The organism is Rhodoferax saidenbachensis (assembly GCF_001955715.1).
Classification (GTDB): domain Bacteria; phylum Pseudomonadota; class Gammaproteobacteria; order Burkholderiales; family Burkholderiaceae_C; genus Allorhodoferax; species Allorhodoferax saidenbachensis.
Map to the genome: position 1 here is coordinate 43,273 of NZ_CP019239.1, position 22,544 is coordinate 65,816.

Annotated in this window: 23 protein-coding genes; 15 read left to right on the forward strand and 8 right to left on the reverse strand. The window is 63.0% G+C overall.

Going from position 1 to position 22,544, the window contains the following annotated elements; genetic code table 11:
* Positions 1-5 precede the first annotated feature (5 nt).
* From RS694_RS00240 to RS694_RS00250, 3 genes are all read right to left on the reverse strand, one after another.
* On the reverse strand, positions 6-1,448 hold the full coding sequence (locus RS694_RS00240) for a coniferyl aldehyde dehydrogenase (RefSeq protein ID WP_029706310.1): 1,443 nt from the start codon (positions 1,446-1,448) through the stop codon (positions 6-8).
* Positions 1,449-1,540: 92 nt separating this feature from the next.
* Positions 1,541-2,296: a class II aldolase/adducin family protein gene (locus RS694_RS00245; protein ID WP_029706311.1), complete on the reverse strand. Its 756-nt coding sequence runs from the start codon at positions 2,294-2,296 to the stop codon at positions 1,541-1,543.
* Positions 2,293-2,877, reverse strand: a complete 585-nt coding sequence (locus RS694_RS00250; RefSeq protein ID WP_029706312.1) for an HD domain-containing protein — start codon at positions 2,875-2,877, stop codon at positions 2,293-2,295. Before RS694_RS00250 ends, RS694_RS00245 begins: the two co-directional genes overlap by 4 nt.
* Before the next feature lie 99 nt (positions 2,878-2,976).
* Here RS694_RS00250 and RS694_RS00255 point away from each other — a divergent pair, with 99 nt between their 5' ends.
* Positions 2,977-3,672, forward strand: coding sequence for a Crp/Fnr family transcriptional regulator (locus tag RS694_RS00255; protein WP_029706313.1), 696 nt, complete (start codon positions 2,977-2,979; stop codon positions 3,670-3,672).
* Positions 3,673-3,744: 72 nt separating this feature from the next.
* Here RS694_RS00255 and RS694_RS00260 read toward each other — a convergent pair whose 3' ends face one another.
* Positions 3,745-4,734: an AraC-like ligand-binding domain-containing protein gene (locus RS694_RS00260; RefSeq protein ID WP_051391724.1), complete on the reverse strand. Its 990-nt coding sequence runs from the start codon at positions 4,732-4,734 to the stop codon at positions 3,745-3,747.
* Positions 4,735-4,915: 181 nt separating this feature from the next.
* Between RS694_RS00260 and RS694_RS00265 the strand changes: the two genes are divergently transcribed.
* Genes RS694_RS00265 through RS694_RS00290 form a run of 6 tightly spaced genes read left to right on the forward strand, consistent with a single transcriptional unit; the run spans position 4,916 to position 11,028 of the window.
* Positions 4,916-6,115: an amino acid ABC transporter substrate-binding protein gene (locus RS694_RS00265; RefSeq protein WP_029706316.1), complete on the forward strand. Its 1,200-nt coding sequence runs from the start codon at positions 4,916-4,918 to the stop codon at positions 6,113-6,115.
* Between the two features lie 7 nt (positions 6,116-6,122).
* Positions 6,123-6,998, forward strand: a complete 876-nt coding sequence (locus RS694_RS00270; RefSeq protein WP_029706317.1) for a branched-chain amino acid ABC transporter permease — start codon at positions 6,123-6,125, stop codon at positions 6,996-6,998.
* Positions 6,995-7,972 (forward strand): branched-chain amino acid ABC transporter permease, encoded by a 978-nt coding sequence (locus RS694_RS00275; RefSeq protein ID WP_051391725.1) that lies wholly within the window; start codon positions 6,995-6,997, stop codon positions 7,970-7,972. The genes RS694_RS00270 and RS694_RS00275 overlap by 4 nt, the downstream gene beginning before the upstream one ends.
* Positions 7,965-8,720, forward strand: coding sequence for an ABC transporter ATP-binding protein (locus RS694_RS00280; protein ID WP_029706319.1), 756 nt, complete (start codon positions 7,965-7,967; stop codon positions 8,718-8,720). The genes RS694_RS00275 and RS694_RS00280 overlap by 8 nt, the downstream gene beginning before the upstream one ends.
* Positions 8,717-9,556, forward strand: coding sequence for an ABC transporter ATP-binding protein (locus RS694_RS00285; RefSeq protein WP_051391726.1), 840 nt, complete (start codon positions 8,717-8,719; stop codon positions 9,554-9,556). The genes RS694_RS00280 and RS694_RS00285 overlap by 4 nt, the downstream gene beginning before the upstream one ends.
* A 17-nt stretch (positions 9,557-9,573) precedes the next feature.
* Positions 9,574-11,028: an aldehyde dehydrogenase gene (locus RS694_RS00290; protein ID WP_029706321.1), complete on the forward strand. Its 1,455-nt coding sequence runs from the start codon at positions 9,574-9,576 to the stop codon at positions 11,026-11,028.
* Positions 11,029-11,104: 76 nt separating this feature from the next.
* Here RS694_RS00290 and RS694_RS00295 read toward each other — a convergent pair whose 3' ends face one another.
* Positions 11,105-11,686, reverse strand: coding sequence for an NADPH-dependent FMN reductase (locus RS694_RS00295; RefSeq protein WP_029706322.1), 582 nt, complete (start codon positions 11,684-11,686; stop codon positions 11,105-11,107).
* A gap of 394 nt (positions 11,687-12,080) precedes the next feature.
* On the opposite strand from RS694_RS00295, the gene mnmG reads away from it, so the two are divergent.
* The 8 genes from mnmG (at position 12,081) to RS694_RS00335 (ending at position 19,987) form a co-directional block, all read left to right on the forward strand.
* Positions 12,081-14,111: a tRNA uridine-5-carboxymethylaminomethyl(34) synthesis enzyme MnmG gene (gene mnmG / locus RS694_RS00300; protein WP_029706324.1), complete on the forward strand. Its 2,031-nt coding sequence runs from the start codon at positions 12,081-12,083 to the stop codon at positions 14,109-14,111.
* A complete protein-coding gene (gene rsmG / locus RS694_RS00305) occupies positions 14,108-14,782 on the forward strand; it encodes a 16S rRNA (guanine(527)-N(7))-methyltransferase RsmG (RefSeq protein WP_029706325.1) in 675 nt (224 codons plus the stop codon). Before mnmG ends, rsmG begins: the two co-directional genes overlap by 4 nt.
* A 369-nt stretch (positions 14,783-15,151) precedes the next feature.
* Positions 15,152-15,766, forward strand: a complete 615-nt coding sequence (locus RS694_RS00310; protein ID WP_029706326.1) for a LysE family transporter — start codon at positions 15,152-15,154, stop codon at positions 15,764-15,766.
* A gap of 45 nt (positions 15,767-15,811) precedes the next feature.
* Positions 15,812-16,597 carry a ParA family protein gene (locus tag RS694_RS00315; protein WP_076069188.1) on the forward strand — a complete coding sequence of 262 codons (786 nt, stop codon included), beginning with the start codon at positions 15,812-15,814 and terminating at the stop codon, positions 16,595-16,597.
* A gap of 69 nt (positions 16,598-16,666) precedes the next feature.
* Entirely contained in the window at positions 16,667-17,218 is a 552-nt protein-coding gene (locus RS694_RS00320; protein ID WP_029706328.1) for an RBBP9/YdeN family alpha/beta hydrolase, read from the forward strand.
* Positions 17,219-17,245: 27 nt separating this feature from the next.
* Complete coding sequence (locus tag RS694_RS00325) at positions 17,246-18,205, forward strand: ParB/RepB/Spo0J family partition protein (RefSeq protein WP_029706330.1); 960 nt, start codon at positions 17,246-17,248, stop codon at positions 18,203-18,205.
* 149 nt (positions 18,206-18,354) lie between these two features.
* Positions 18,355-19,116 carry a class I SAM-dependent methyltransferase gene (locus RS694_RS00330; RefSeq protein ID WP_029706333.1) on the forward strand — a complete coding sequence of 254 codons (762 nt, stop codon included), beginning with the start codon at positions 18,355-18,357 and terminating at the stop codon, positions 19,114-19,116.
* 124 nt (positions 19,117-19,240) lie between these two features.
* Positions 19,241-19,987, forward strand: a complete 747-nt coding sequence (locus RS694_RS00335) for an HD-GYP domain-containing protein (protein ID WP_029706334.1) — start codon at positions 19,241-19,243, stop codon at positions 19,985-19,987.
* 17 nt (positions 19,988-20,004) lie between these two features.
* Here RS694_RS00335 and RS694_RS00340 read toward each other — a convergent pair whose 3' ends face one another.
* The 3 genes from RS694_RS00340 to RS694_RS00350 all read right to left on the reverse strand — a co-directional run bounded on the left by RS694_RS00340 (position 20,005) and on the right by RS694_RS00350 (position 22,443).
* Positions 20,005-20,844: a hypothetical protein gene (locus tag RS694_RS00340; RefSeq protein ID WP_029706336.1), complete on the reverse strand. Its 840-nt coding sequence runs from the start codon at positions 20,842-20,844 to the stop codon at positions 20,005-20,007.
* 98 nt (positions 20,845-20,942) lie between these two features.
* Positions 20,943-21,848 carry a hypothetical protein gene (locus RS694_RS00345; protein WP_051391727.1) on the reverse strand — a complete coding sequence of 302 codons (906 nt, stop codon included), beginning with the start codon at positions 21,846-21,848 and terminating at the stop codon, positions 20,943-20,945.
* Positions 21,849-21,876: 28 nt separating this feature from the next.
* Positions 21,877-22,443, reverse strand: a complete 567-nt coding sequence (locus RS694_RS00350; RefSeq protein ID WP_029706338.1) for a LemA family protein — start codon at positions 22,441-22,443, stop codon at positions 21,877-21,879.
* Positions 22,444-22,544: the final 101 nt, after the last annotated feature.

Sequence of the window (22,544 nt, forward strand, 5' to 3'; positions counted from 1 at the left end):
AGAACTTACTTGGTCAAAAAGTCGAGGTACTTGGTGGCGAATGTGCCATAGGGTGGGTACAGGAACTTGATGGCACTGAACGGCGCCTGGTACATCACCGGGCGCAGTTTGGAGAAGGTCAGGAAACCTTCGTAGCCATGGTAGTGGCCCATGCCGCTTTCGCCCACACCGCCAAACGGCATGTCGTGTTGCGCGGTGTGCAGCACACCGTCGTTCACCGTGACGCCGCCCGACATGATGTGGGTGATCAGGTGTTCGACCTGGTCCTTGTTGTTGCTGAACGGGTAAAGCGCCAGCGGGCGTGGCCCTGCGTTGATGGCGACGATGGGCTCGGCCAGCGTTTTGAACCCAATGATGGGCAGCACCGGGCCGAAGATCTCGCGCGTGCGCAGCGCGCAGTCTTCGGGCGCGTTGAGCACGATGTGTGGCGCGATCTTGCGGGTCTTGGCGTCCCAGGGTTTGCCGGGGATCAGCGAGATCAGCGTGGCGCCGCCGTCGCGGGCCTCTTCGAGTGCCTTGGTGATGCGCTGGAAGGCGCGGTCGTCAATGATGGCGGTGTAGTCCTCGCTGGCCAGTGAGGGGTAGCGGCCCTTGACGATCTTCTTGGCCGCGGCGACAAACGCCTTGACCTTGCCCTCTGGCAAATACAGGTGGTCCACCGTGGTGCAGACCTGGCCTGCGTTGAAACACTTGGCAAACAGCAGGCGCTCGGCCGCGGTTTGCAGCGGGAAGTCGTCGCAGACGATGGCGGGCGATTTGCCACCCAGCTCCAGCGTCACGGGGCACAGGTTTTGCGCGGCCGCGGCCATCACGGCGCGGCCGGTCTGGCCGGAGCCGGTGAAGATCAGGTGGTCGAACTTGAGCTGCGAAAACTCCACACCCACGCCGCCGGTTTCGTCAAAGAAGGCGAGTTTGTCGCGCTCAAAGTACTCGGGGATTTTCTCCATCAGCAGCGCGGCCACATGGCGCGAGTTCTCCGACATCTTGACCATGGAGCGGTTGCCCGCGGCAAAGGTGCAGATCAGCCCGTTGAAGCTGGTCCAGATGGGGAAGTTCCACGGAATGATGGCGCCCACTACACCCAGCGGTTGCGGCGTGACGCGGTTGCTGGCACCGAGAAAGTTCTTGATGTCCACATGGCGTTTTTGCGGTTTCATCCAGCGCTTGAGGTGTTTGAGCGTGTAGTTCACGCCGTCGATCACGCTGAAGATTTCGGCGAACAGCGATTCGTGCGCGGAGCGGTGGCCGTAGTCGGCGCTGATGGCGTCGACCAGCGCATCGCGGTGGTCGGTGACAAAGGCTTTGAGCTTGAGCAGGTCTTCGCGCCGTTCTTCAAAACTGGGGTTGGGGTGCGCCAGGTAGGCCGCGCGTTGCAGCTTGAGGGTGGTTTCCAGCTCCGCGCGGGAGGAGCTGGTGGCGGGAACGGCGTGCAGGGCAATGACGGACATGAAAGAAAGAGTGTGTGGCGGTTGATACCGTTCGCGTTGAGCCTGCCCTTCGACAGGCTCAGGACGATCGGAGGGTTTTATTCGGTGTTGCCTCAGGTTTTGTAGCTGGGGTCGGTACGGTCGAGTTTACGGATCAATGAGGGCCACACAAAAGCGCCGCCCAGGCCGCCGGTTTGTACCCGCATGGCTTCGGCCACACCTTTGACGATCAATGGGTTGACCTGGGTGAGTTCACCACCGGCTTGTGCGCCGATCTGGATCTGGCAGGTGGCTTCAAACGTGTACATCGCCAGAAAGGCGTCGGCAATGGTTTTGCCCACGGTCAAGAGGCCGTGGTTGCGCAGTACGAGGAAGTTGGCGTTACCCAAGTCGGCCTGCAGGCGCGGTTTCTCTTCATCGCGGAAGGCTACGCCTTCGTATTCGTGGAACGCGAGCGAGGCCAGCACAAAGGTGGACTGCTGGCTGATGGGCAGAATGCCGGCCTTTTGCGCACTGACGGCGACACCGGCGCGCGTGTGGGTGTGCAGCACGCAGCCTGCGTCCTCGCGCACTTCATGCACGGCGCTGTGGATCACGAAGCCGGCGGGGTTCACCGGGAAGGGCGTCTCGTGCAGCTTGTTGCATTGCTGGTCGACCTTGACCAGGCTGCTCGCGGTGATCTCGTCAAACATCAGCCCGTAGGGGTTGATCAGGAAATGGTGGTCGGGGCCGGGGATGCGTGCGCTGATGTGGGTGAAAACCAGATCGCTCCAGCCGTACATCGCCACCAGGCGGTAGGCGGCGGCCAAGTCCACGCGCAGTTGCCATTCTTCGGGGCTGACCTTGTCTTTGAGAGAGGGGATGTTCATGCGAGGGTCTCCGTGGCTTGTTTGTAAATGGTGTTGCGGGGTTGCGCCATGACGCGGCGCACCAGTGGTTCGAACTCGGACATCGGCAGCGTCTCGGCCTTGGCGTCAAAGGCCGGGTCGTCATAGAGCGCAATGAACTCTTCGGTGCGGGCGTAGTGTTCGTGGCCCTGGAACATGTCGCGCATGTTGCGGTCCATGCCGATGTGGTGGAAGAAGTTGTAGCCCTGGAAGATGCCGTGGTTCTGCACCATCCAGTGGTTGGCTTCACTCACAAAAGGTTTGAGGATGGCAGCGGCGATGTCGGGGTGGTTGAAGGTGCCCAGCGTGTCGCCGATGTCATGCAGCAGCGCGCAGACCACGTATTCGTCGTCACGGCCGTCGCGCAGCGCGCGGGTGGCGGTTTGCAGGCAGTGGCTGTAGCGGTCGATGGGGAAGCCACCAAAGTCGCCTTCCAGCAGTTTCAGGTGGGCCAGCACGCGGTCGGACAGGCTTTTCGTGAACTGCATGAATTCGCCGCCAATGATTTGCCAGTCGGCTTGGCTGCTGTCCTGCATGCGGGTGAAATTGGCACGTGCGTTCATCGGGTGTTCCAAAGCGGCAAGGGGCTCTAGGGTATGCGCGGGCTTGACGTGAGAATGTCAAAAAATTGACAATCTAGGGTAATCACTGGGACGCATTGGATGGCTAACTCCACAAACGAAATCCTGCGCAGCCTCTCGCAAAACCCCTGGTTTGACGCGCTGCCGCTGGCCGAACGCAAGGCCATGCTGGCGGCGGCGGACACGCTGCACCTGCGCCCGGGCGAAATGCTCTATCGCAAAGGCGACACGGCGGGCGGCTTTTTCGGCGTGCTGAACGGGGCGCTCAAGGTGTCCACGCTGGGCGAAGACGGGCGCGAGGGCATTCTCTCGGTGATGGAGGCGGGCAACTGGTTTGGCGAGACCACGCTGCTCGATGGCCTGCCGCGGCCGCACGATGTGACGGCGGTGCAGGCTTGCACGCTGCTGGCCATCCACCCTGCGGCGTTTGAGCGGCTGATGCAGCGCAGCGCGTTTTCGCGGGCGATGGCGGCGCTGTTGTGCTCACGGGTGCGGGCGCTGTACGGCATCGTGGAAGACGCGATGCTGCGCTCCACGCGCACCCGTGTTGCGCGGCGCCTGCTGTCACTGGCGCGCGGTGACTCCACCATGGCGCCGCAGGCGCGGGCCAGTGTGGCGGTGTCGCAGGAGGCGCTGGCGATGATGCTGGGCATGACACGTCAGACGCTGTCCAAGGAGCTCAAGGGGCTGGTGCGCGCGGGTGTGTTGTCGCTGGGGTATGGACGCATCGACATCCTTTCGCTGGCCGAGCTGGAACGCTGTGGTGCGGTGGGTTGACAGTTGTTAAAACGCTATCAAATAAGGAGCTGCTTGCGCAATCTCCATGCGGGCTAGAGCTCTGTTTGATGCCTAATTGCCGCTGGCGTGGCGGAATTCGCTGGGGCTTTGGCCGGTGCGTTCGCGGAACACGCGGCTGAAGTGCGACAGGTTGTTGAAGCCCCAGTGCATCGCAATGTCGGTGATGGGGCGTGCCGTGCCGCCGTCCTGTTGTAGCGCGCGCAGGCAGGCATCCAGGCGCAGGTGTTGGATGTAGCTGGCCAGGGAATGGGGCTCGTCGGCGAAGGCGTTGTACAGATGGCGCTTGCTGCAGTTGAGTGCGGTGGCAATCTGGTCGGCGGAGAGTTTGGGGTCGCGCAGGTGCAGGGCCACGTAACCGCGGATGCGGTCTTTCAGCGCCTCGCGCTGTGTGAGCTGTGTGTGTTGTCCGGCCAGCTCGATCAGCGACAGGCGCACCAGTTGGGTGATGAGTTCACCTGCGCCCTGGGCCGCGTCGGAGCTCATGTTGGGCAGCTCTTCAAAGGTGCTGCGCATGGTGGTGAGCGCCACGCGGGCAATACCGGTGGCACCGCCCACGGGGCGCGCCATGAGGCTCTCCAGACGCAGGCCATGTTCGGCCAGCTGCGCCTTGGGCACCATCACGATCAGGTGCTCCACGCGTTCGGGGTTGGCCACAGCGTAGCTGCCGGTGGTGTCGTAAATGGTCCAGGCGCCGGGGCGCACCCAGGCTTGGCGGCCATCCTGTTCCACCCCTGCGCTGCCGCGCATGGGGGCGACAATCTTCAGATACCCCTCGCCACTGGCGCGCACCATGTCCATGGTACGGACCACGCGGTGGCGGTTGGCCTCTAACCGGGTGAGGATCACGTCACCGGCCTTGGCCGAGGACAGGTGGCCATCGAAATCGGTGTCGCCGTAGAGGTCGGAGTGCAGGCCGCCAAAGTGTTTCCAGAGCCACTCGCACCACTGGGGCGCGCGCTCCCGTGGCGTGAAGTCGTCGGTGGACATCAGGGCCATGGCGTCCGCCGGGCGGCGAAGTGCGGTGGGTGCGTGGAGCTGCATATGCAGCGGATTATGGGCGGCACCGCCGGTTTGCGCACACCGTAACCCTAAGGGTCAAGGGTTATCCCTAGGGGTTATGCACAAACCATCAAGCGGAATGTGCGCCGTGGGAAAAGCCCTACAGACGCTGGTTTTTTACCATGTGCAGACGTACAAAAACCCGATCCACAGGAGACAAACCATGGTTCAGAACACCAAACGCACCCTGCTCAAAGGTGCTGCTGCCGCAGCCGGAGCTGCAGCATTTGCCCCGCACCTGTTCGCCGCCGAACCCCCGGTGCGCATTGGTTACACCATGTCACGCACCGGCCCGTGGACCGGTGGTGCACAGGTCAGCCAGGAGCCCAACTACCTGCTGTGGGCCGAGCAGCAAAACGCGGCGGGTGGCCTGCTGGTCAAGGGCGTGCGCCGCCCGATCGAGCTGATCAGCTCCGACGACCGCAGCGACACCGAGACCGTGGTGCGCACTTACGAAAAACTCATGGGCAGTGACAAGGTCGACCTGGTGCTGCCGCCCTGGGGCAGCAATGCCAACTTTGCCGTCGCACCGCTGGCCAATCGTTTTGGTTACCCGTTCCTCGCACCCACCGCCTTGTCCAAGCGCCTGGTGGAAATGAAGCTGCCGTACTTCTTCCTGCTGTTGCAGCAGCCCAAGCCCATGTGTGATGCGCTGGTGGACATGCTCAAGGCCGCCGGCGCCAAGACCATCGCCGTGATTTATGTGGACGACCTGTTTGGCCTGGAAAACTACGCTGCGCTGCGTGTGGCGCTGCAGGGCAGTGGCATCAGCATGGTGGAAGACAAGAGTTACCCCGCCGGTGTGAAAGACCTGTCGCCGGTGCTGCGCTCCATGAAGGAAAAGAACCCGGATGCGTTTGTCGGCTTCACCTACCCGCCCGACACCATTCTGGCGAGCAAGCAGGCCAAGGAAGTGGGCTTCAACCCCAAGTTCTTCTACGCGTCGGTGGGCACGGCCTTCCAGCTTTACAAGAATGTGATGACACCTGCCGGTGCCGAAGGCGTGTTGGGCATGGGCTCGTGGAATGGCAAGACCAGCCCCGGTGCCAAGGCTTACTTTGACGCGCACACCAAGAAGTTTGGCGGAAAGGAACCTGACCGTTGGGCCAGTGGCGCGACCTGGGCCGGGCTGGAGATCCTGACCGCTGCCGTGGCCAAGGTCGGGCTGGACCGCAAGGCGCTGCGCGACTACATCGCTGCGGGCACCCACAAGACCATCATTGGTGACATCAAGTTCACCGGCAGCGAAAACACCGCCACGCCGGGCACCGTGAGCCAGTGGCAGAACGGCGAGTTCGAGGTGGTGTGGCCGAAGAATCTGGCCACCGCACCGCTGAACGCCAACAAACCGGCATGGAAGTAAACGCTTCGTGACCGGGGGAGCTTGGCTTGAACTGATTGCCTCCGGCCTGATTACCGGGGGCATCTATGCGCTGGTGGCGCTGGGGCTGAATCTGCAGTACGGGCTGATGCGCATATTGAACATTGCGCACGGCGAGTTTCTGATGGTGGGCGCCTACCTGACCTGGATGGCGCAATCCACCTGGGGCTTGTCGCCGCTGTGGATGATTCCGCTGTCCTTCGCGGCCATGATGGCGCTGGGTATGGCCATCCATGCGTTGTGCTTCCGGCGCCTGAGTGCCACGTCGCCCAACCTCGATATCTTCGAGGCCCGCGGGCTGATGGTGGCCTTTGGCCTGATGTTTCTGGTGCAGAACTTTGCCTCGTACATGTGGGGCGGTGACCTGCGCGGTTACGACTACCTGACCGACCCGGTGAAGTTTGGTGACGCGCAGTTTGCCGGCAACAAACTGTTGGTGTTTGCGTTGGCGTTGGTCTTCAGCCTGGCATTGATGCTGGTGTTGCGCTTCACGCTACTGGGCAAGGGGGTGCGTGCATTGATGCAGTCACCCACCGGCGCGCAGCTGGTGGGCATAGACACCAAACGCCTGCACCCGCTGATGTTTGGCGTGGGGTTGGGCCTCTCGGGCGTGGCGGGCTGCCTGCTGTCCATGGCCTACACCATCACGCCGAGCATGGGCGAGCCTTACACCGTGACCGCGCTGATCGTCATCACCCTGGGCGGCTTTGGCAGCATGGGCGGTGCGCTGGCCGGCGGCCTGCTGCTGGGCGTGGTGGAAGCGCTGGGCATGCATTTCACCAACCCCTCGCTGAAGGCCTTGTTGTCTTACGGCATTTTTATAGCGGTGCTGTTGTTGCGGCCCCGCGGACTGTTTGCGAAATGACATCCCGGCAAATTCTGGTGCGTGATCTTCTCCTCCTGCTGGCTTTTGCCGGTTGGGCCCTGGCCCTGCCGCATTACGGCAGCGAGTTTGTCGTGTCCATGGCGTTGACCTGCCTGATGTATGTGGCGCTGTCGTCAAGCTGGGGGCTGTTTTGCGGCACCACGCGGTATCTGTCGCTGGCGACCTCGGCCTTCTTTGGCATTGGCGCCTACACCAGCGCACTGGTGCTGGAGCAGGTGTCGTGGTGGCAGGCCGTGGCGCTGGGCGCCGGCCTGGCCACGCTGGTGGCCGTGGTGATGGGCGCGGCCGTGCTGCACCTGCGCGGTACCTACTTTGCGGTGTTGACCTTTGGTATGACCGAGTTGATCCGCCACGCAGTGACCTACTTTGAAAAGACCGTGACCGGCACCGTGGGCCGCGTGCTGATGGTGGTGCCCGAGCGCGACACGATTTACCTCACGGTGCTTTTGCTCGCGGTACTGGCGGTGTTGTGCTCCATCCTGCTGCGCCGCAGCCGTCTGGGGCTGGCGCTGTTGGGCATAGGTGCGGACGAACAACGTGCACAGACACTGGGTGTGAATACGCGGTTGGTGAAGATTGCCGGCTTTGCGCTGACTGCCGCGTTTGCCGGTGCCGTGGGTGCGGCCATGTCGGTGCGCTGGACGTATATCGACCCGCACACGGTGTTCAACCCGTTCATTGGTTTTCAGACCGTGCTGATTGCGCTGATTGGCGGTGCGGTCACGCTGTGGGGGCCGCTGATTGCAGCGATTGCCTTCAGCGTGCTGGCCGAGACATTGCGCCTGCAGTTTCCGCAGATCTACATGATGTCGCTGGGTATTTTGCTGATCCTGAGCGTGTTGTATTTGCCCGGTGGTTTGGCATCGCTGCGCGGGAGCACGTTCACCGGCTGGTGGCAGAGCAGCCGCCAGTGGGTGCGTGACCTGGGCCGCAAGGAGGACCGCCGTGGCTGAGGTGTTTTTGGAAGCCCGCGACATCACGGTGCGGTTTGGTGGCCTGGTAGCGGTGGATGCGGTGAACGCCACGTTTTGCGCCGGTGAGCTGGTGGGCATCATTGGCCCCAACGGTGCGGGCAAGACCACGTTTTTTAACGCCATCTCGGGCGTCACGCCACCCACGTCGGGTCAGCTCACGGCCAGCGGCAAACGCCTGGATGGCAGGCCACCGCACCACTACGCCGCGGCGGGTGTGGCACGCACCTTCCAGACGCCACGTGTGTTTGCTGACATGCTGGTCGTGGCCAACATCGAGTTTGGTTTGAAGTTTGCCGGGCGCAAGCGTGAGGGGCCGTGGCACCTGCGGGATGCGATGAGCATTCTGGAATTGATTGGCCTGGCGCACCTGGCTGATTTGCCGGCTGCCGCCATCACGCCCTCACAACAACGCCTGCTGGAGATTGGCATGGCGCTGGCCACACGCCCGCGCATGTTGCTGCTGGACGAAGTGGCCGCGGGCCTGACCGAATCCGAGGTGGAAGCGATGGCGCAACTGATACGCCGCATGCGCGACGAGCTGGACCTGACCGTGGTGTGGATTGAACATGCGGTGACCACGCTGTTGCGCCATGTGGAGCGCGTGATCGTGCTGCATCAGGGCCGCAAGATTGCCGATGGCACACCGGCCGAGGTGGTGCGCAACGCGGAAGTGATTGAAGCCTATCTGGGTGACGAAATGGTTGAGCCTGCAGGAGCCCCCGCATGATGTGGTTTGAACCCACCCCCTTTGTGCTGGGCGGCACCACCCGCGCGCATTTGCAGGTCAATGGTTTGAGTGCGGGTTACGGCGCATTTCTGGTGCTGCGCAATCTGTCGCTGGAAATCAAGCCCGGCCTCACGGTCATCCTGGGACCCAACGGCGCGGGCAAGACCACGCTGCTCAAGGCCCTGTCGGGTCTGATCGCACGCCAGGGCGAGGTACTGCTCAACGGCGAAGACCTGCCCACCAAGACCAACGAAATCGTGCAGCGCGGCATGGCGCTGGTGGCCGAGGGCCGCCAGCTGTTCCCGCAGATGACGGTGACCGAAAACCTGGAGCTCGGCGGCTGGTTGTGCAGTAAGGCCGAACGTGCGCGCCGCATGGAGCAGGCCTTTGTCGACTTCCCCAAGCTGCGCGAACGTACCCAGCAACTGGCCGGCACCATGAGCGGCGGTGAACAACAAATGGTGGCCGTGGCGCGCGCTATGATGAGTGCACCGCGTCTCTTGATGCTGGACGAACCCTCGCTGGGCCTGGCGCCCAAGATGGTGGACGAGCTGCTGGCGATTGCCCGGCGGATTGCCGATGCGGGCACCACCGTGCTGATGGTGGAGCAGAACGTGAAGAAGGCGCTGGCCGTGGCCGACCGTGGCTACGTGTTGGAGCGCGGCACGTTGGTGGCCAGCGGGCCAGCCGCCTTGCTGGCGCGCTCCAGCGTGATCCGCGAAGCCTATCTGGGTGCCGCTGCAAACGAGTCCACCAAAGCGATCACCACACAACCCACCGTTCGGGCTGAGCCTGTCGAAGCCCTTCGACGAGCTCAGGGCGAACGGGTTCTCTAGTTTTCAAGGAGTATTTCATGTCCGATTTGTCCATGCTGATCAATGGCCTCAAAGTCACCGCCGAGAAGGGCGCCACCTTTGAGCGGCGCAACCCGCTGGATGGCAGTGTGGCCACGCGCGCGCCAGCGGCCTCAGTAGCAGATGCCGTGATGGCCGCCGATGCCGCGGCTGAAGCCTTCAAGACCTGGAGCCAGACCGGCCCCGGTGAGCGCCGTGCGCTGCTGCTCAAAGCCGCCGACGCGCTGGAAGCGAAGACGCCGCAGTTCATTGAAGCCGTGGGCGCCGAGACCGGTGGCACCGGCATGTGGGCCGGCTTCAACGTGCACTTGGCCGCGGGCATGATCCGCGAGGCAGCGTCGCTGACCACGCAGATCAGTGGTGAGGTGATCCCGTCCGACGTGCCCGGCAGCCTGGCCATGGGTGTGCGCCAGCCCGCCGGTGTGGTGCTGGGCATTGCGCCCTGGAACGCGCCCATCATCCTGGGCGTGCGCGCCATTGCCACGCCGCTAGCCTGCGGCAACACGGTGATCTTCAAGGGTAGCGAAAACTGCCCCCGCACGCACCAACTGATCATCGAAGCCTTTGCCGACGCGGGTTTCCCGGCCGGCGTGGTGAACTACATCACCAACGCGCCGGCCGATGCAGGTGCGGTGGTGGAAGCCATCGTGGCGCACCCTGCAGTGCGACGTGTCAACTTCACCGGTTCCACCAAGGTGGGCAAGATCATTGCGCTGACCTGCGCCAAGTATTTGAAACCCGTGGTGCTGGAGCTGGGCGGCAAGGCGCCGCTGGTGATTCTGGACGATGCAGTGATTGAGGACGCCGTGAACGGCGCCGCCTTTGGCAGCTTTGCCAACAGCGGACAGATTTGCATGTCCACCGAACGCATCATCGTGGACCAGAAGATTGCCGACGCCTTCACTAAACAGTTTGCGGCCAAGGCGGGCGCACTGCCTGTGGGCGACCCGCGCAAGCCGGAGCCGGTGGTGCTGGGCTCTGTGATTGGCATGAACACGGTGGAGCATTGCAACGCGCTGATCGATGACGCGCTGGCCAAGGGCGCCAAGCTGCTGTGCGGCGGCAAAGCGCAAAACACACTGATGGCCGCCACCGTGCTGGACCACGTGACGCCCGCGATGCGCATCTACCACGAGGAAACCTTTGGCCCGGTGAAATGTGTGGTGCGTGTGAATGGCGTGGAGGAGGCCGTGGCCTGCGCCAATGACAACGAATACGGTTTGTCGTCCGCCGTGTTTGGTGCAGACATCGCGCGTGCGTTCAACGTGGCGCGCCGTATTGACTCCGGCATCTGCCATGTGAATGGCCCCACGGTGCACGACGAAGCGCAAATGCCGTTTGGCGGCGTGAAGGGCAGCGGCATGGGCCGTTTCGGTGGCAAGGCCGGTGTGGCCGAGTTCACCGAGCTGCGCTGGATCACGCTGCAGACCACACCGCGCCACTACCCGTTCTGAGTGCGGCGCGCTAGTTTGCTATTAAAACAATAGCTTCTTACGCACAACCCATGCGGGATAGAGCCCGGCTTGACACTTAAACCGGGTGCAGACGGGCGCTGGCCCACAGCACCTGGTCGACTACGGCCTGGGCGCTGTGGCGATGGGCGTCGGACTTCAGCGCGCCCTGTTCGTCAAAGGCGTCACCGGCGCGGCCCAGTGCGAATTGCTTGGGGCAGATCCAGCACTGCAGGTTTTGCAGCAGCGGGTTCAGGTGGCTCAGCGAACGCAGTCCACCCAGCGCACCGGGCGAAGCACTCAACAGGCCCACCACTTTGCCGGCAAACGGATCACGACCGCCCCAGACTGGGTGGCCCTTGACCGGGCTGCTGGCCCAGTCGATCGTGTTTTTCAACAGGCCGGTGTAGCTGCCGTTGTACTCGGGCGAGACGATGATCCAGGCCGGGTGCGCGTCCATGATGTCCTTGAGGCGCATCACGTCAGGCGGTGTGCCCGTCGCTTCCAGGTCGGCGTTGTACAGCGGAATGTCCAGCGTGGACAGCTCCAGATGCGTCACGTCCGCACCGGCGGCACGGGCCAGATCGGCGGTGGCGTGGGCCAGGCGGCGGTTGAAGGAATTCTGGCGGGTGCTGCCTGCGAAGATGAGTAATTTGGTCATGTGTCTATTGTCACCAAGATGGGCCATGGCGTCTCGTTCTCCCGCAGCAGGCGTGGGGTGTGCGTTTTGCTCCGTGTCCCCCGCCCGCTGCGCGGGCTCCTCCTTTACCTGCGCAAAACGCACACCCCACGCCTGCCGCTCGAAGCTTTTTTGCACAGGGGAGAGCCAACCCATTGCTGGATTCAGTGGATGGGGTGTTCTGCAAAGTGAGGTAAAGGAGGAGCCCGAAGGGCGGGGGACACGAACGGCGCAGAGCACCCCGTCCACTGAATCCCGAAGCAACGCAGCCCAACAAAACCGGAGCGTGCCAAAAAATCAGGCACCCGGTAAAATCACTGCCTTCCCCCTCACTTGGCGCACACCTTCTGTCTTTGGTGCGCCTGAATAGAACACCATGCTGTATCCAGAACAATTCGATGTCATCGTCGTTGGCGGTGGCCATGCCGGAACCGAGGCCGCGTTGGCCGCGGCCCGCATGGGCTGCAAGACCCTGCTGCTCTCGCACAACATCGAGACGCTGGGCCAGATGAGCTGCAACCCATCCATCGGTGGCATTGGCAAGGGCCACTTGGTCAAAGAGGTGGACGCCATGGGCGGTGCGATGGCGCTGGCCACCGACGAGGCAGGCATCCAGTTTCGTATTCTCAATTCCAGCAAGGGCCCGGCCGTGCGCGCCACGCGGGCGCAGGCCGACCGGGTTTTGTACAAGGCGGCCATCCGCCGCATGCTGGAGAACCAGCCCAACCTGTCTCTGTTTCAGCAGGCCGTGGACGACCTGATGATTGAGGGCGACCGTGTGGTCGGCGCCGTGACCCAAGTAGGCATCCAGTTCCGCGCCAAGACCGTGGTGCTGACCGCGGGCACCTTCCTCGACGGCAAGATCTATGTGGGCCTGAACAACTACGCGGCGGGCAGGGCAGGGGACCCGCCTGCAGTTTCATTGAGCGCACGTCTCAAGGAACTCAAGCTGCCGCAAGGCCGCCTGAAGACCGGCACACCACCGCGTCTCGATGGCCGCACGATTGATTTCAGCAAACTGCAAGAGCAACCCGGTGATGGCGTGGCCGGTGGCATGAGCCCGGTGATGCCGGTATTCAGCTTCATGGGCCGGCTGGACATGCACCCGCAGCAGATGCCCTGCTGGATCACGCACACCAACGAGCGCACGCACGACATCATCCGCAGCGGCTTCGACCGCAGCCCCATGTTCACCGGCAAGATCGAGGGCGTGGGCCCGCGCTACTGCCCCAGCGTGGAAGATAAGATCAACCGCTTTGCGGACAAGGACAGCCACCAGATTTTCCTGGAGCCCGAAGGCCTGACGACCCACGAGTACTACCCCAACGGCATCTCCACCAGCCTGCCGTTCGACGTGCAGTACGACCTGGTGCGCAGCATGACCGGGCTGGAAAACGCCCACATCCTGCGCCCGGGTTACGCCATCGAGTACGACTACTTTGACCCGCGCAGTCTGAAGAGCAGCTTTGAGACACGCCAGATTGGCGGCCTGTTCTTTGCCGGACAGATCAATGGCACCACCGGTTACGAGGAGGCTGCGGCCCAGGGCATGTTCGCCGGTATCAATGCCGCACTGCAGGCCGGTGCCAAAACCCAATGGACCGGTGACACCTGGATGCCCGGCCGGGACGAGGCCTACCTGGGCGTGCTGGTCGACGACCTGATCACCAAGGGCGTGACCGAGCCGTATCGCATGTTCACCAGCCGGGCAGAGTTCCGCCTGCAACTGCGCGAAGACAATGCCGACGCCCGCCTGACCGAAACCGGCCGCAAGCTGGGTCTGGTGGACGACGCCCGCTGGGACGCTTTCTGCCGCAAGCGCGATGCTGTTTCACGTGAAACAGAACGCCTGCGCAGCATCTGGGTGAACCCCAACAACCTGCCGGCCACCGAGTCCGAGCGCGTGCTGGGCAAGGCGATTGAGCACGAATACAACCTGGGGGATCTGCTGCGTCGCCCAGATGTCGACTACGCCGGGCTGATGTCGCTGGACGGTGGCAAGTACGCGAACCGCGATTTGCCTGCCCCTGTTTCACGTGAAACACCGGATGCAGCCGTCCTGGCGCAAGACGTGTTTGTTGCGTCGGTGATCGAGCAGGTGGAGATTGCCGCCAAGTACTCGGGCTACATCACCCGTCAGAAAGACGAAGTTGAGCGCTCCGCCCATTACGAAAACCTGCGTCTGCCGGCTGAGCTGGACTACATGCAGGTCTCGGCCCTGAGTATCGAGGCCCGCCAGCGCCTGAACAAATACCGCCCCGAAACCCTGGGCCAGGCCTCGCGCCTGTCGGGCATCACGCCCGCCACCATCTCGCTGCTGTTGATCCACCTGAAGAAGGGCAACTTCCGCGGCTTCGCCGATAAGTTGGCCGACAAGGCCGAGGCTGCTGCGGAGCTGTCCGCGTGACGCGCCCGTTGCAGGCGGAGTTGCAGCGCGGCTTGGGGCAACTGGGCCTGGCGCCGACCGAGGCCCAGGTGCAGCAACTGCTGGATTATCTGGACTTGATCCAGAAATGGACCAAGGTCTACAACCTGACGGCGGTGCGCGACCCGGCCGAAATGCTGACGCACCATTTGCTGGACAGTCTGGCGGTGATCGCGCCACTGCGTCGGCAGATTGCCGAGTTGGGCTTGCTGTCTGCCGAGAGTTCGGCGCTGCGTCTGCTGGATGTGGGTTCCGGTGCTGGTCTGCCCGGCGCGGTGATCGCCATTTGCTGCCCGGACATCACGGTGCATTGCGTGGACACCGTTGCCAAAAAGGCGGCGTTTATCCAGCAGGTGGCGGCGAGCCTGAAGCTGCCGAATCTGCGCGGCATCCATGCGCGGGTGGAAAACTTGACGGACAAATACCAGGTCGTCAGCTCCCGCGCCTTTGCTTCCCTGGTGGACTTCACCACCTGGTCAGTCGGGGCGTTGGCAGAGCAGGGCATCTGGATGGGGATGAAGGGCAAAAACCCGGTGGACGAGATGGCTGCCTTGCCGTCTTCGGTGTCGGTGTTTCACGTGGAACAACTGGCAGTGCCGGGGCTGGATGCGGAGCGGTGCATTGTTTGGATGCGCCGGGCAGAGCTCCCCTGATTGCCTGGGTTGCTTCTGGCTCAGGCGTGTCGGGCACTCTTTCCCGTACGTGTCCCCCGCGCCGTGAGGGCGCTCTTCCTTAACCTCCCGGAAAAGAGCACCCAACCCACCTGGTCCCATGAGGTGTTGGCGTACCGATGTCTTGGCCCCCTTTACCTTGCCACTCTCTAGCAGCAGGTGTGGGGTGTGCGTTTTGCGTAGGTAAAAGGAGGAGCCCGCAAAGCGGGCGGGGGACACGGAGCAAAACGTGCACCTCGCAGCTGGTGCGAGTCAGCGCGGTGTCTTAAAAACCGCACGTCCCAAAAAGACCAAAAAGTCGGGCCAAAAATCCAACGTAAACTCAACTCCTTCCCCTGAAAGAAATTCACCATGCTCGGCGTCACCGATTACGGCACTTTTGTCATCACCATCATCGTGTTTCTGGCCATTCCCGGCCCGGGCAATCTGGCCTTGGTGACTTCCACCAGCAAGGGTGGAATCACGGGCGGGCTGGCGGCTACGCTGGGTGTGATCTTGGGTGATCAGGTGCTGATGTGGTCGGCCGTGGCCGGAGTTGCCGCGCTCTTGGCCGCCTACCCCGATGCCTTCCATGCCGTGCAGTGGGCCGGTGCGGCTTACCTTGCGTACCTGGGTTTCAGGATGCTGACCGCCAAACCCGGCGCGGCGCCCGTGCTCAACATCAAGGCCGGGCACTACCTGCGCCAGGCCATGGTTATCACCTTGCTCAACCCCAAGGCCATTTTGTTTTACATGGCCTTCTTCCCGCTGTTTGTCGATCCCGCGCGCCAGCAAGGTCTGGTGACCTATGCCTTCATGGCGGCCACGATTGCCTTCCTGACTTTTCTGTATGGCCTGGGCGCGACCCTGCTCACGCACTACCTGGCCGAGCGCATGCGCGCCAATCCCAAGATCGGTCGCGTGCTCGAAAAAGTCGCCGGCCTGTTCCTGATTGGCTTTGGCATTCGCCTTGCGATCTCCCGCTAAATCTCTCCGTCTTCCGTTCCCCAGTCTCCTCACGTAAAGCGCGTTATGGCCAAAATTTTCTGTGTTGCCAACCAAAAGGGTGGGGTGGGTAAAACCACCACCACGGTCAATCTGGCGGCGGGCTTGGCCAAAGTGGGCCAGCGTGTATTGATGATTGACCTGGACCCACAAGGCAATGCCACCATGGGTTCGGGTGTGGACAAACGCAAGCTGGAACTCACGGTGTATGACGTGTTGCTGGAGTCCGCATCGATTACCGAAGCGCGCGCCCAGAGCGACAAGCTCAAGGAGGCTGGCTGCAGCTACGACATCCTGGGCGCCAACCGCGAACTGGCGGGTGCCGAAGTGGAGCTGGTGGAAGTGGAGCGGCGTGAGAAGCGTCTCAAGCTGGCCATCGCCGCCGTAGACCATGAGTACGACTTTGTGCTGATCGACTGCCCGCCGTCACTCTCGATGCTCACACTCAACGGCCTGTGCTGCGCGCACGGCGTGATCGTGCCCATGCAGTGTGAGTACTTTGCACTCGAAGGTCTGACCGATCTGGTCAACACCATCAAGCAGGTCAAGGCCAACCTCAACGACGACTTGCAGATCATCGGCTTGCTGCGCGTGATGTTCGACCCGCGCATCACCTTGCAACAGCAGGTCAGCGACCAGCTCAAGGCGCACTTTGGTGACAAGGTGTTCGACTCGGTAATCCCGCGCAATGTGCGTCTGGCCGAGGCGCCCAGTTATGGGCTGCCGGGCGTGGCATTTGACCCCAACTCCAAAGGCGCCCAGGCCTTCATCACCTTCGCCCAGGAGATGGTGGATCGTATCAAGGCCATGTAGGTTTTATAAGCCAAATAGGCCTGTAGCCTCCGTCAATATTGTGCAAGCTGCTCCTGAATTCATAGCAAAATGGTCTCTCCTGTACCCACTGTCCTGATCTTGCCCGGCTGGCAAAACTCCGGTGACGCCCACTGGCAAAGCCGCTGGGAGGCGCTGTATGGCTACACGCGTGTGCAGCAGCACGACTGGATGCAGCCGCTGCGTGGTGACTGGATGGCACAGCTCGAAGAATATGTACTGGCCGCCCCCACGCCCGTGGTGCTGGTGGCGCACAGCCTGGGCTGCATGCTCACCGCCGCGTGGGCAGAGCACTCGCAAAACACCCACAAGGTGCAGGCCGCATTTTTGGTGGCGCCCGGTGACCCGGAGCGTGAAGAGTTGCGCGCGGCATTGAAAAGCTGGTCGCCGGTGGTGAAGCAGCGCTTGCCATTCACATCGCAATTGTTCGGCAGCACCAACGACCCGTATTGCAGCTTCGCGCGTGCGCAGGAGTTTGCAACGGCTTGGGGCGCCGAATTTGTGGATTACGGCGCGTGCGGACACATCAATGGTGAGTCCGGCTTGGGCGACTGGCCCGATGGCCACGACAGATTGCAGGCGCTGATCGCACGGGCGATCTGAGCCACAGAGTTTTTAAGGAAAAGAATGATGGTCACGAAGAAACCCAAGGGACTGGGCATGGGATTGGAGGCGCTGTTGGGCCCCAAGGTCAAGGACGCGCCCGCTGCCGATGCGACGCCTGCCAACCCCGGCCTGCCCAGCACGCTGCTGCTGAGCGACATGGTGGCCGGTGTCTACCAGCCGCGCACCCGCATGGACGAGGGCGCACTGTACGAGCTGGCTGAGAGCATCAAGGCGCAAGGCATCATGCAGCCCATCCTGGTGCGCCAGCTTTCCGACGTGGATGCTGCCAAGCACCGCGACGGCAATTCCAAACGCCCGGTCTATGAAATCATTGCCGGCGAACGCCGCTTTCGCGCTGCCAAGCTGGCCGGCCTGGACAGCGTGCCGGTGCTGGTGCGCGACGTGCCCAACGAGGCCGCCGCCGCGATGGCGCTTATCGAAAATATCCAGCGCGAAGACCTCAACCCGCTGGAAGAAGCGCAGGGCCTGCAACGCCTGATCAAGGAATTCGGCCTGACGCACGAAACCGCCGCCCAGGCCGTAGGCCGTTCGCGCAGCGCCGCATCCAACTTGCTGCGTTTGCTGAACCTGGCCGACCCGGTGCAGACCATGCTGATGGCGGGTGATCTGGACATGGGCCACGCGCGTGCACTGCTGGCGCTGGACCGCGCCACACAGATCACCGCTGCCAACCAGATCGCCACCAAGAAGATGTCGGTGCGCGAAGCCGAAAGTTTGGTCAAGAAGCTCAGCGCCGAGTTCTCGCTGACACCGCAAAAGCCGACCAAGGAAAAGTCCCGCGACCTCAAACGCGTGGAAGAAGAGCTGTCGGACCTGCTCATGGCGCAGGTCGAAGTGCTGGTAAAAAAACGCGTCAAGCGCCATGGCCGCGTCGAAGAAATGGGCGAGGTGGTGATCCAGTTCGGCTCCCTCGACGAACTCAATGGGCTGATCGAGCGGCTCTCGCCCGGCACAAGTCGCTGAACTGTGCGCCCCCACGCTCCACCGCTGCGCGGGTCGCTGCCCCCCAGGGGGGCTAACCCGCCTTGGGGCGGCCCGGCGGCGGGTTGTGCCCTTAGACGCTATACAAGTGATAGCTGTTTGCGCACATTCCATAAGGGTTTGAGGTCAAAATGGCATTAAACCCTGTGCAAAAAATCCTGCAAAACTGGCCGCTACCCGCCGTGGTGGCCTGGCTGGCCTGCTGGCTGGTGTTTCGCCTGGCCACGGCGCAGGGCGCGGACCTGGCTCTTGCGCTCGGTCTGGCCAGTGGTCTGGGCGTGTTGCTGAGCCTGTGGGGCAATAGCTGGTGGCGGCGCCTGTTCATCGCAGCGGGTTTCCCGCTCTCGCTGGTACTGTCTTCTCCCACGCTGGCCCAATTGCCGGCCTGGGGTTGGCTGATTCCGCTGGGCTTGTTGCTGCTGGTCTACCCGATCAACGCCTGGCGCGACGCGCCGCTGTTTCCTACGCCGCTGCATGCGCTGGACGCCTTGCCCGCGCAGGCGCCGCTACCGACTGGCGCGCGGATCCTCGATGCCGGATGTGGTCTGGGCCACGGCCTGCAGGCCTTGCGCCGTGTTTATCCGCAGGCACAACTCCACGGGCTCGAATGGAGCTGGCCGCTGCGCGCGTGGTGTGCGCTGCGTTGCCCCTGGGCGCGTGTGCGCCAGGGCGATATCTGGCAGGCCGACTGGTCGGCCTACGACATGGTCTACCTGTTCCAGCGCCCCGAGAGCATGGCGCGTGCGGCCGAGAAGGCGCGCGCCGAGCTGCGCCCCGGTGCCTGGCTGGTGAGTCTGGAATTCGAGGCCACCATGCTGGCGCCCACGGCGCAATTGCTCGCCGGGCCGCAGCGCCCGCTCTGGGTGTACCAGGTGCCGCTGACGCCGCGATAGGCATTAATTCCGGAAAAGCCGCTCTTGGTCGCCACCGCGCGCAACAAACGGGACGCCACAGTCTGCCGGTGGCAAAATGCTGCGGATTACCAGTCGCCCTTGGGCGCGACTGCAGGAGATAAGCATGGATTCTGAATTTTCCCAATCGTCGCTGGATGTCGCGGAGTCGCTGCACGCGAACCGGGTGATTGTGTTTGCCCTGGCCACACTGGCCGAGCTGCGCGAGTCCGACACCGAGAGCCATATCCTGCGCGTCCAGCACTACGTGCGCGTGCTGGCCAACAAGCTCGGTCCCCACCCCAGTTACGCCGCGCTGCTGACGCCGGACTACATTGAAAGCCTGTGCCGCAGTGTGCCCATGTACGACATGGGCTCGGTGGGCATACCGGACCGCATTTTGCTCAAGCCCGGACGCCTCACGCCCGAAGAAGTAGCCATCATGCGCACCCACACCACCCTAGGGTATGAGTCGATCGTGCGCGCCGAAAAGACGCTGGGCCGGGCCTCGCCGTTGTTGACGATTGCCAAAGAGATCACGCGCTCGCACCAGGAAAAGTGGGATGGCAGCGGTTACCCCCAAGGCCTCTCGGAAGGTCAAATTCCGGTGTCCGCCCGCATCGTGGCGCTGGCCGATGTGTACGACGCGCTGATCAGCAACAAGGTCTACAAGGACGGCGTGCCGCATGACAAAGCAGTACAGATCATCTTCAGCGAACGGGGCACCCATTTCGACCCCGACATCGTCGATGCCTTCATTGAAATCCACGAAGAGTTCGCGGCCATCGCCCAGCGTTATGCCGACACCGATGCCGACATGCAGCAGAAGATCGAATACATGGCCAATGCGATTGCCGAAGTCGCGGTGCTCTAGGCGCATTGCGCGCGGCGCTAGCCCTGCGTACCGGGGAATAGCGCTATCGGTTTGGCCGGCGGAGTTTTGGCCGGTGCTTCGTTGGGGAAGGGGCTTGCGAGCGGAACCTCTTCCACAGGCGGAAACGCGGGGATAGCGCTTTCGCGGTTGTTCACGGTGTCCAGCAGCGCCAAGCCTGCGGTATGGACCCATTCCCGCACCTGCGTCTCAAAGCGGCCGCCGCTGGGCATAAAGTTGGCGGGCAGGCGTGCGTAGACCGCGTAGTTCAGGCTTCTGCCCCTGTCCCGGCGTGCGCTGAGGCGGATGGCGGCATGGGCGTTTGGCATCTCCTTCGCATAGGGGGTGAGCCCGCCAAAAATGGTTTGTATGTTTTTTTGCGGCTGGCTTGCCGCCGATGCAATCCAATTCCGGAATCCACTGGCATACCACTGCCCCTCAGCGCAGGCACTGGCGATGCTGGTGGCTTCGGTGCCGAGGTTGTCCACGATGGGAAACTGCTTGTTGGGGCAATACTCGCCCAGCCAGCGCACGGGGGTGGAGTCCGGCGTAAACCCCACCAGCATGGCGGCAATGCCGTTGCCCGCATCCGTGCTTTTCAGGGTCAGGGTGACCGAACCGGTGGTGGGTGGCGACATCTCGGCCCGGCCCCCGGTCAGCCCCAGGGCCTCGTCGTTGCGCGACACCACTAGCCAATGGCCTTGCGGCAAGGGCAGCGGCTTGATGAATGCACCAATCCGGATGCCCTTGCCGTCCAGCAGCGTGCCGGCCTGGATAGCGTTGTAGTCCACCTGCGCCTGGCAGCTGCCAGTCGCCACCAGTACGCCCAGGCCCACGCAGGCCGCAATGTTGTGTCTCATCCCTGAACTCCTCTTTGTCATAGTGCTCTGCGGCACCGTGAAAGCATAGCAGTGCGATCAGGCCCAGGCCATCTCCCATTCGGGTGAAAACAGGCGGCCTAGCGCAGGTGGCGAATCCAGAGGACCAGCACCACCAGCGCGGCGCTGAGGTGCAGGGCACTCCACAGCAAGTAGCGGCGGCGCAGGGATTGGGGTGACAGCGGCGAGAGCAGGAACAGCCGCCCGTCCTGCGGTGCGCGCAGAACATGCACGCCGGGTTGCTGGCGGATGGCGCGGTGCTCCTGCTCCACCATGCGTGTGGCCAGGCGGCGCGCCAGCTCCCACTCCTTGAGGTCAATTTCTCCGTCGTGGTTCAGGTCGAATCGGCGGTGCAGCGCCGCCGGGTCCTTTTTCCAGGTGTTGAGCAGCGCGCCCACATCGTCGCGCAGACTCAGGGCGGAGTTCACGCCGCCCTCGGTGCGGAACTCGCCCAGCACGTACAGCGTGCGCCCGGCATGCAGCAGTTCTTCCACATGTTTATGGTCGTTGCGCACGCGGGTGGTCACCTCGGCGCCCATCACCTCTGCATGGTCCGGGTCCACGGTGCACTGGCCGGTGCTATCGGTGATGTCAAAGGTGGCGTCGCTGGTGCCGCTTTCCACCTCCCGCCATTCCTTCTCGTCGTTGTCGCGGGCGTAGATGCGGTAGCGGTACCAGATGCAGGGGGTGTTGGTCAGTGGGCTGGTAATCAGCTGCGTGACTGTGGCGCGCCCCTGCAGTTCCACATAACCCTGCGCGGCGGACCCGATGCGGGAGGTAGCGATATCGGCAATGGCGCGGGCCCGACGCAGCGCGGCCGCCCAGGCCAGCAGCGCCACGGCCACCAGACCTGCCACGCACCATTGCTGCGTGCGCCCTGGGCCGGCGTGCAGTGCCATGCCTGCCAGTGTGGCGTAGGCACCGGTCAGCAGGCCATTGGCACTTTGGCTGCGCAGCCAGCGCAGGCCCTGTACTTGGAGATCCACAGTCGCGTGTTGCAGACGGGAGCAGGGCTTAGCCCTTGAAGCGCGCGCCGATGTCGACGTCCTGCACTTCCTCAGCGGCAAACTTCAGCAGCGCAAAGTCCTTGAAGTTGAAAAAGCGCGCCACCAGCACGCCGGGGAACTGCTCGATGGCCACGTTGTTGATGTTGACGGATTCGTTGTAGAACTCGCGCCGGTCGGCAATGGCGTTCTCCAGCCCGCTGATGCGCGACTGCAGGTGCAGGAACTGCTCGTTGGCTTTCAGGTCGGGGTAGTTTTCGGCCAGCGCAAACAGTTGGCCCAGTCCGCTGCGCAGCGCGCTTTCGGCGGCGCCCAGTGCGCCCACGTTCTGCGCTTCGCGCGCCGATGACACGCGTGAACGCGCCTGGATGACCTTTTCCAGCGTCTCCTGCTCGTGCTGCATGTACTGCTTGCAGGTGTCCACCAGCTTGGGAAGTTCGTCGTGGCGCTGCTTGAGCAACACGTCGATATTGGCCCAGGCTTTGCCCACCGCGTTTTTCACGGTGACCAGGCTGTTGTAGACGGTGACCAGGTAGACCACCAGCACACCCAAGACAATCCAGAAGACCAGACCCATACGTTTACTCCCTTGAAGTTGAGATGTTTCTCTCGCAGTCCGCACTGTAAAGCACGCCCGTTTGCTGGCAAGACTTGCTGCAGATTTACTGTAAAAACGTG

Bases quoted from the DNA above. Each gene is read 5' to 3' on its own strand.
- RS694_RS00240 (WP_029706310.1), bottom strand. From the start codon at position 1,448: ATGTCCGTCATTGCCCTGCACGCCGTTCCCGCCACCAGCTCCTCCCGC.
- RS694_RS00245 (WP_029706311.1), bottom strand. From the start codon at position 2,296: ATGAACATCCCCTCTCTCAAAGACAAGGTCAGCCCCGAAGAATGGCAA.
- RS694_RS00250 (WP_029706312.1), bottom strand. From the start codon at position 2,877: ATGAACGCACGTGCCAATTTCACCCGCATGCAGGACAGCAGCCAAGCC.
- RS694_RS00255 (WP_029706313.1), top strand. From the start codon at position 2,977: ATGGCTAACTCCACAAACGAAATCCTGCGCAGCCTCTCGCAAAACCCC.
- RS694_RS00260 (WP_051391724.1), bottom strand. From the start codon at position 4,734: ATGCAGCTCCACGCACCCACCGCACTTCGCCGCCCGGCGGACGCCATG.
- RS694_RS00265 (WP_029706316.1), top strand. From the start codon at position 4,916: ATGGTTCAGAACACCAAACGCACCCTGCTCAAAGGTGCTGCTGCCGCA.
- RS694_RS00275 (WP_051391725.1), top strand. From the start codon at position 6,995: ATGACATCCCGGCAAATTCTGGTGCGTGATCTTCTCCTCCTGCTGGCT.
- RS694_RS00285 (WP_051391726.1), top strand. From the start codon at position 8,717: ATGATGTGGTTTGAACCCACCCCCTTTGTGCTGGGCGGCACCACCCGC.
- RS694_RS00290 (WP_029706321.1), top strand. From the start codon at position 9,574: ATGTCCGATTTGTCCATGCTGATCAATGGCCTCAAAGTCACCGCCGAG.
- RS694_RS00295 (WP_029706322.1), bottom strand. From the start codon at position 11,686: ATGACCAAATTACTCATCTTCGCAGGCAGCACCCGCCAGAATTCCTTC.
- mnmG (WP_029706324.1), top strand. From the start codon at position 12,081: ATGCTGTATCCAGAACAATTCGATGTCATCGTCGTTGGCGGTGGCCAT.
- RS694_RS00310 (WP_029706326.1), top strand. From the start codon at position 15,152: ATGCTCGGCGTCACCGATTACGGCACTTTTGTCATCACCATCATCGTG.
- RS694_RS00315 (WP_076069188.1), top strand. From the start codon at position 15,812: ATGGCCAAAATTTTCTGTGTTGCCAACCAAAAGGGTGGGGTGGGTAAA.
- RS694_RS00320 (WP_029706328.1), top strand. From the start codon at position 16,667: ATGGTCTCTCCTGTACCCACTGTCCTGATCTTGCCCGGCTGGCAAAAC.
- RS694_RS00325 (WP_029706330.1), top strand. From the start codon at position 17,246: ATGGTCACGAAGAAACCCAAGGGACTGGGCATGGGATTGGAGGCGCTG.
- RS694_RS00330 (WP_029706333.1), top strand. From the start codon at position 18,355: ATGGCATTAAACCCTGTGCAAAAAATCCTGCAAAACTGGCCGCTACCC.
- RS694_RS00335 (WP_029706334.1), top strand. From the start codon at position 19,241: ATGGATTCTGAATTTTCCCAATCGTCGCTGGATGTCGCGGAGTCGCTG.
- RS694_RS00340 (WP_029706336.1), bottom strand. From the start codon at position 20,844: ATGAGACACAACATTGCGGCCTGCGTGGGCCTGGGCGTACTGGTGGCG.
- RS694_RS00350 (WP_029706338.1), bottom strand. From the start codon at position 22,443: ATGGGTCTGGTCTTCTGGATTGTCTTGGGTGTGCTGGTGGTCTACCTG.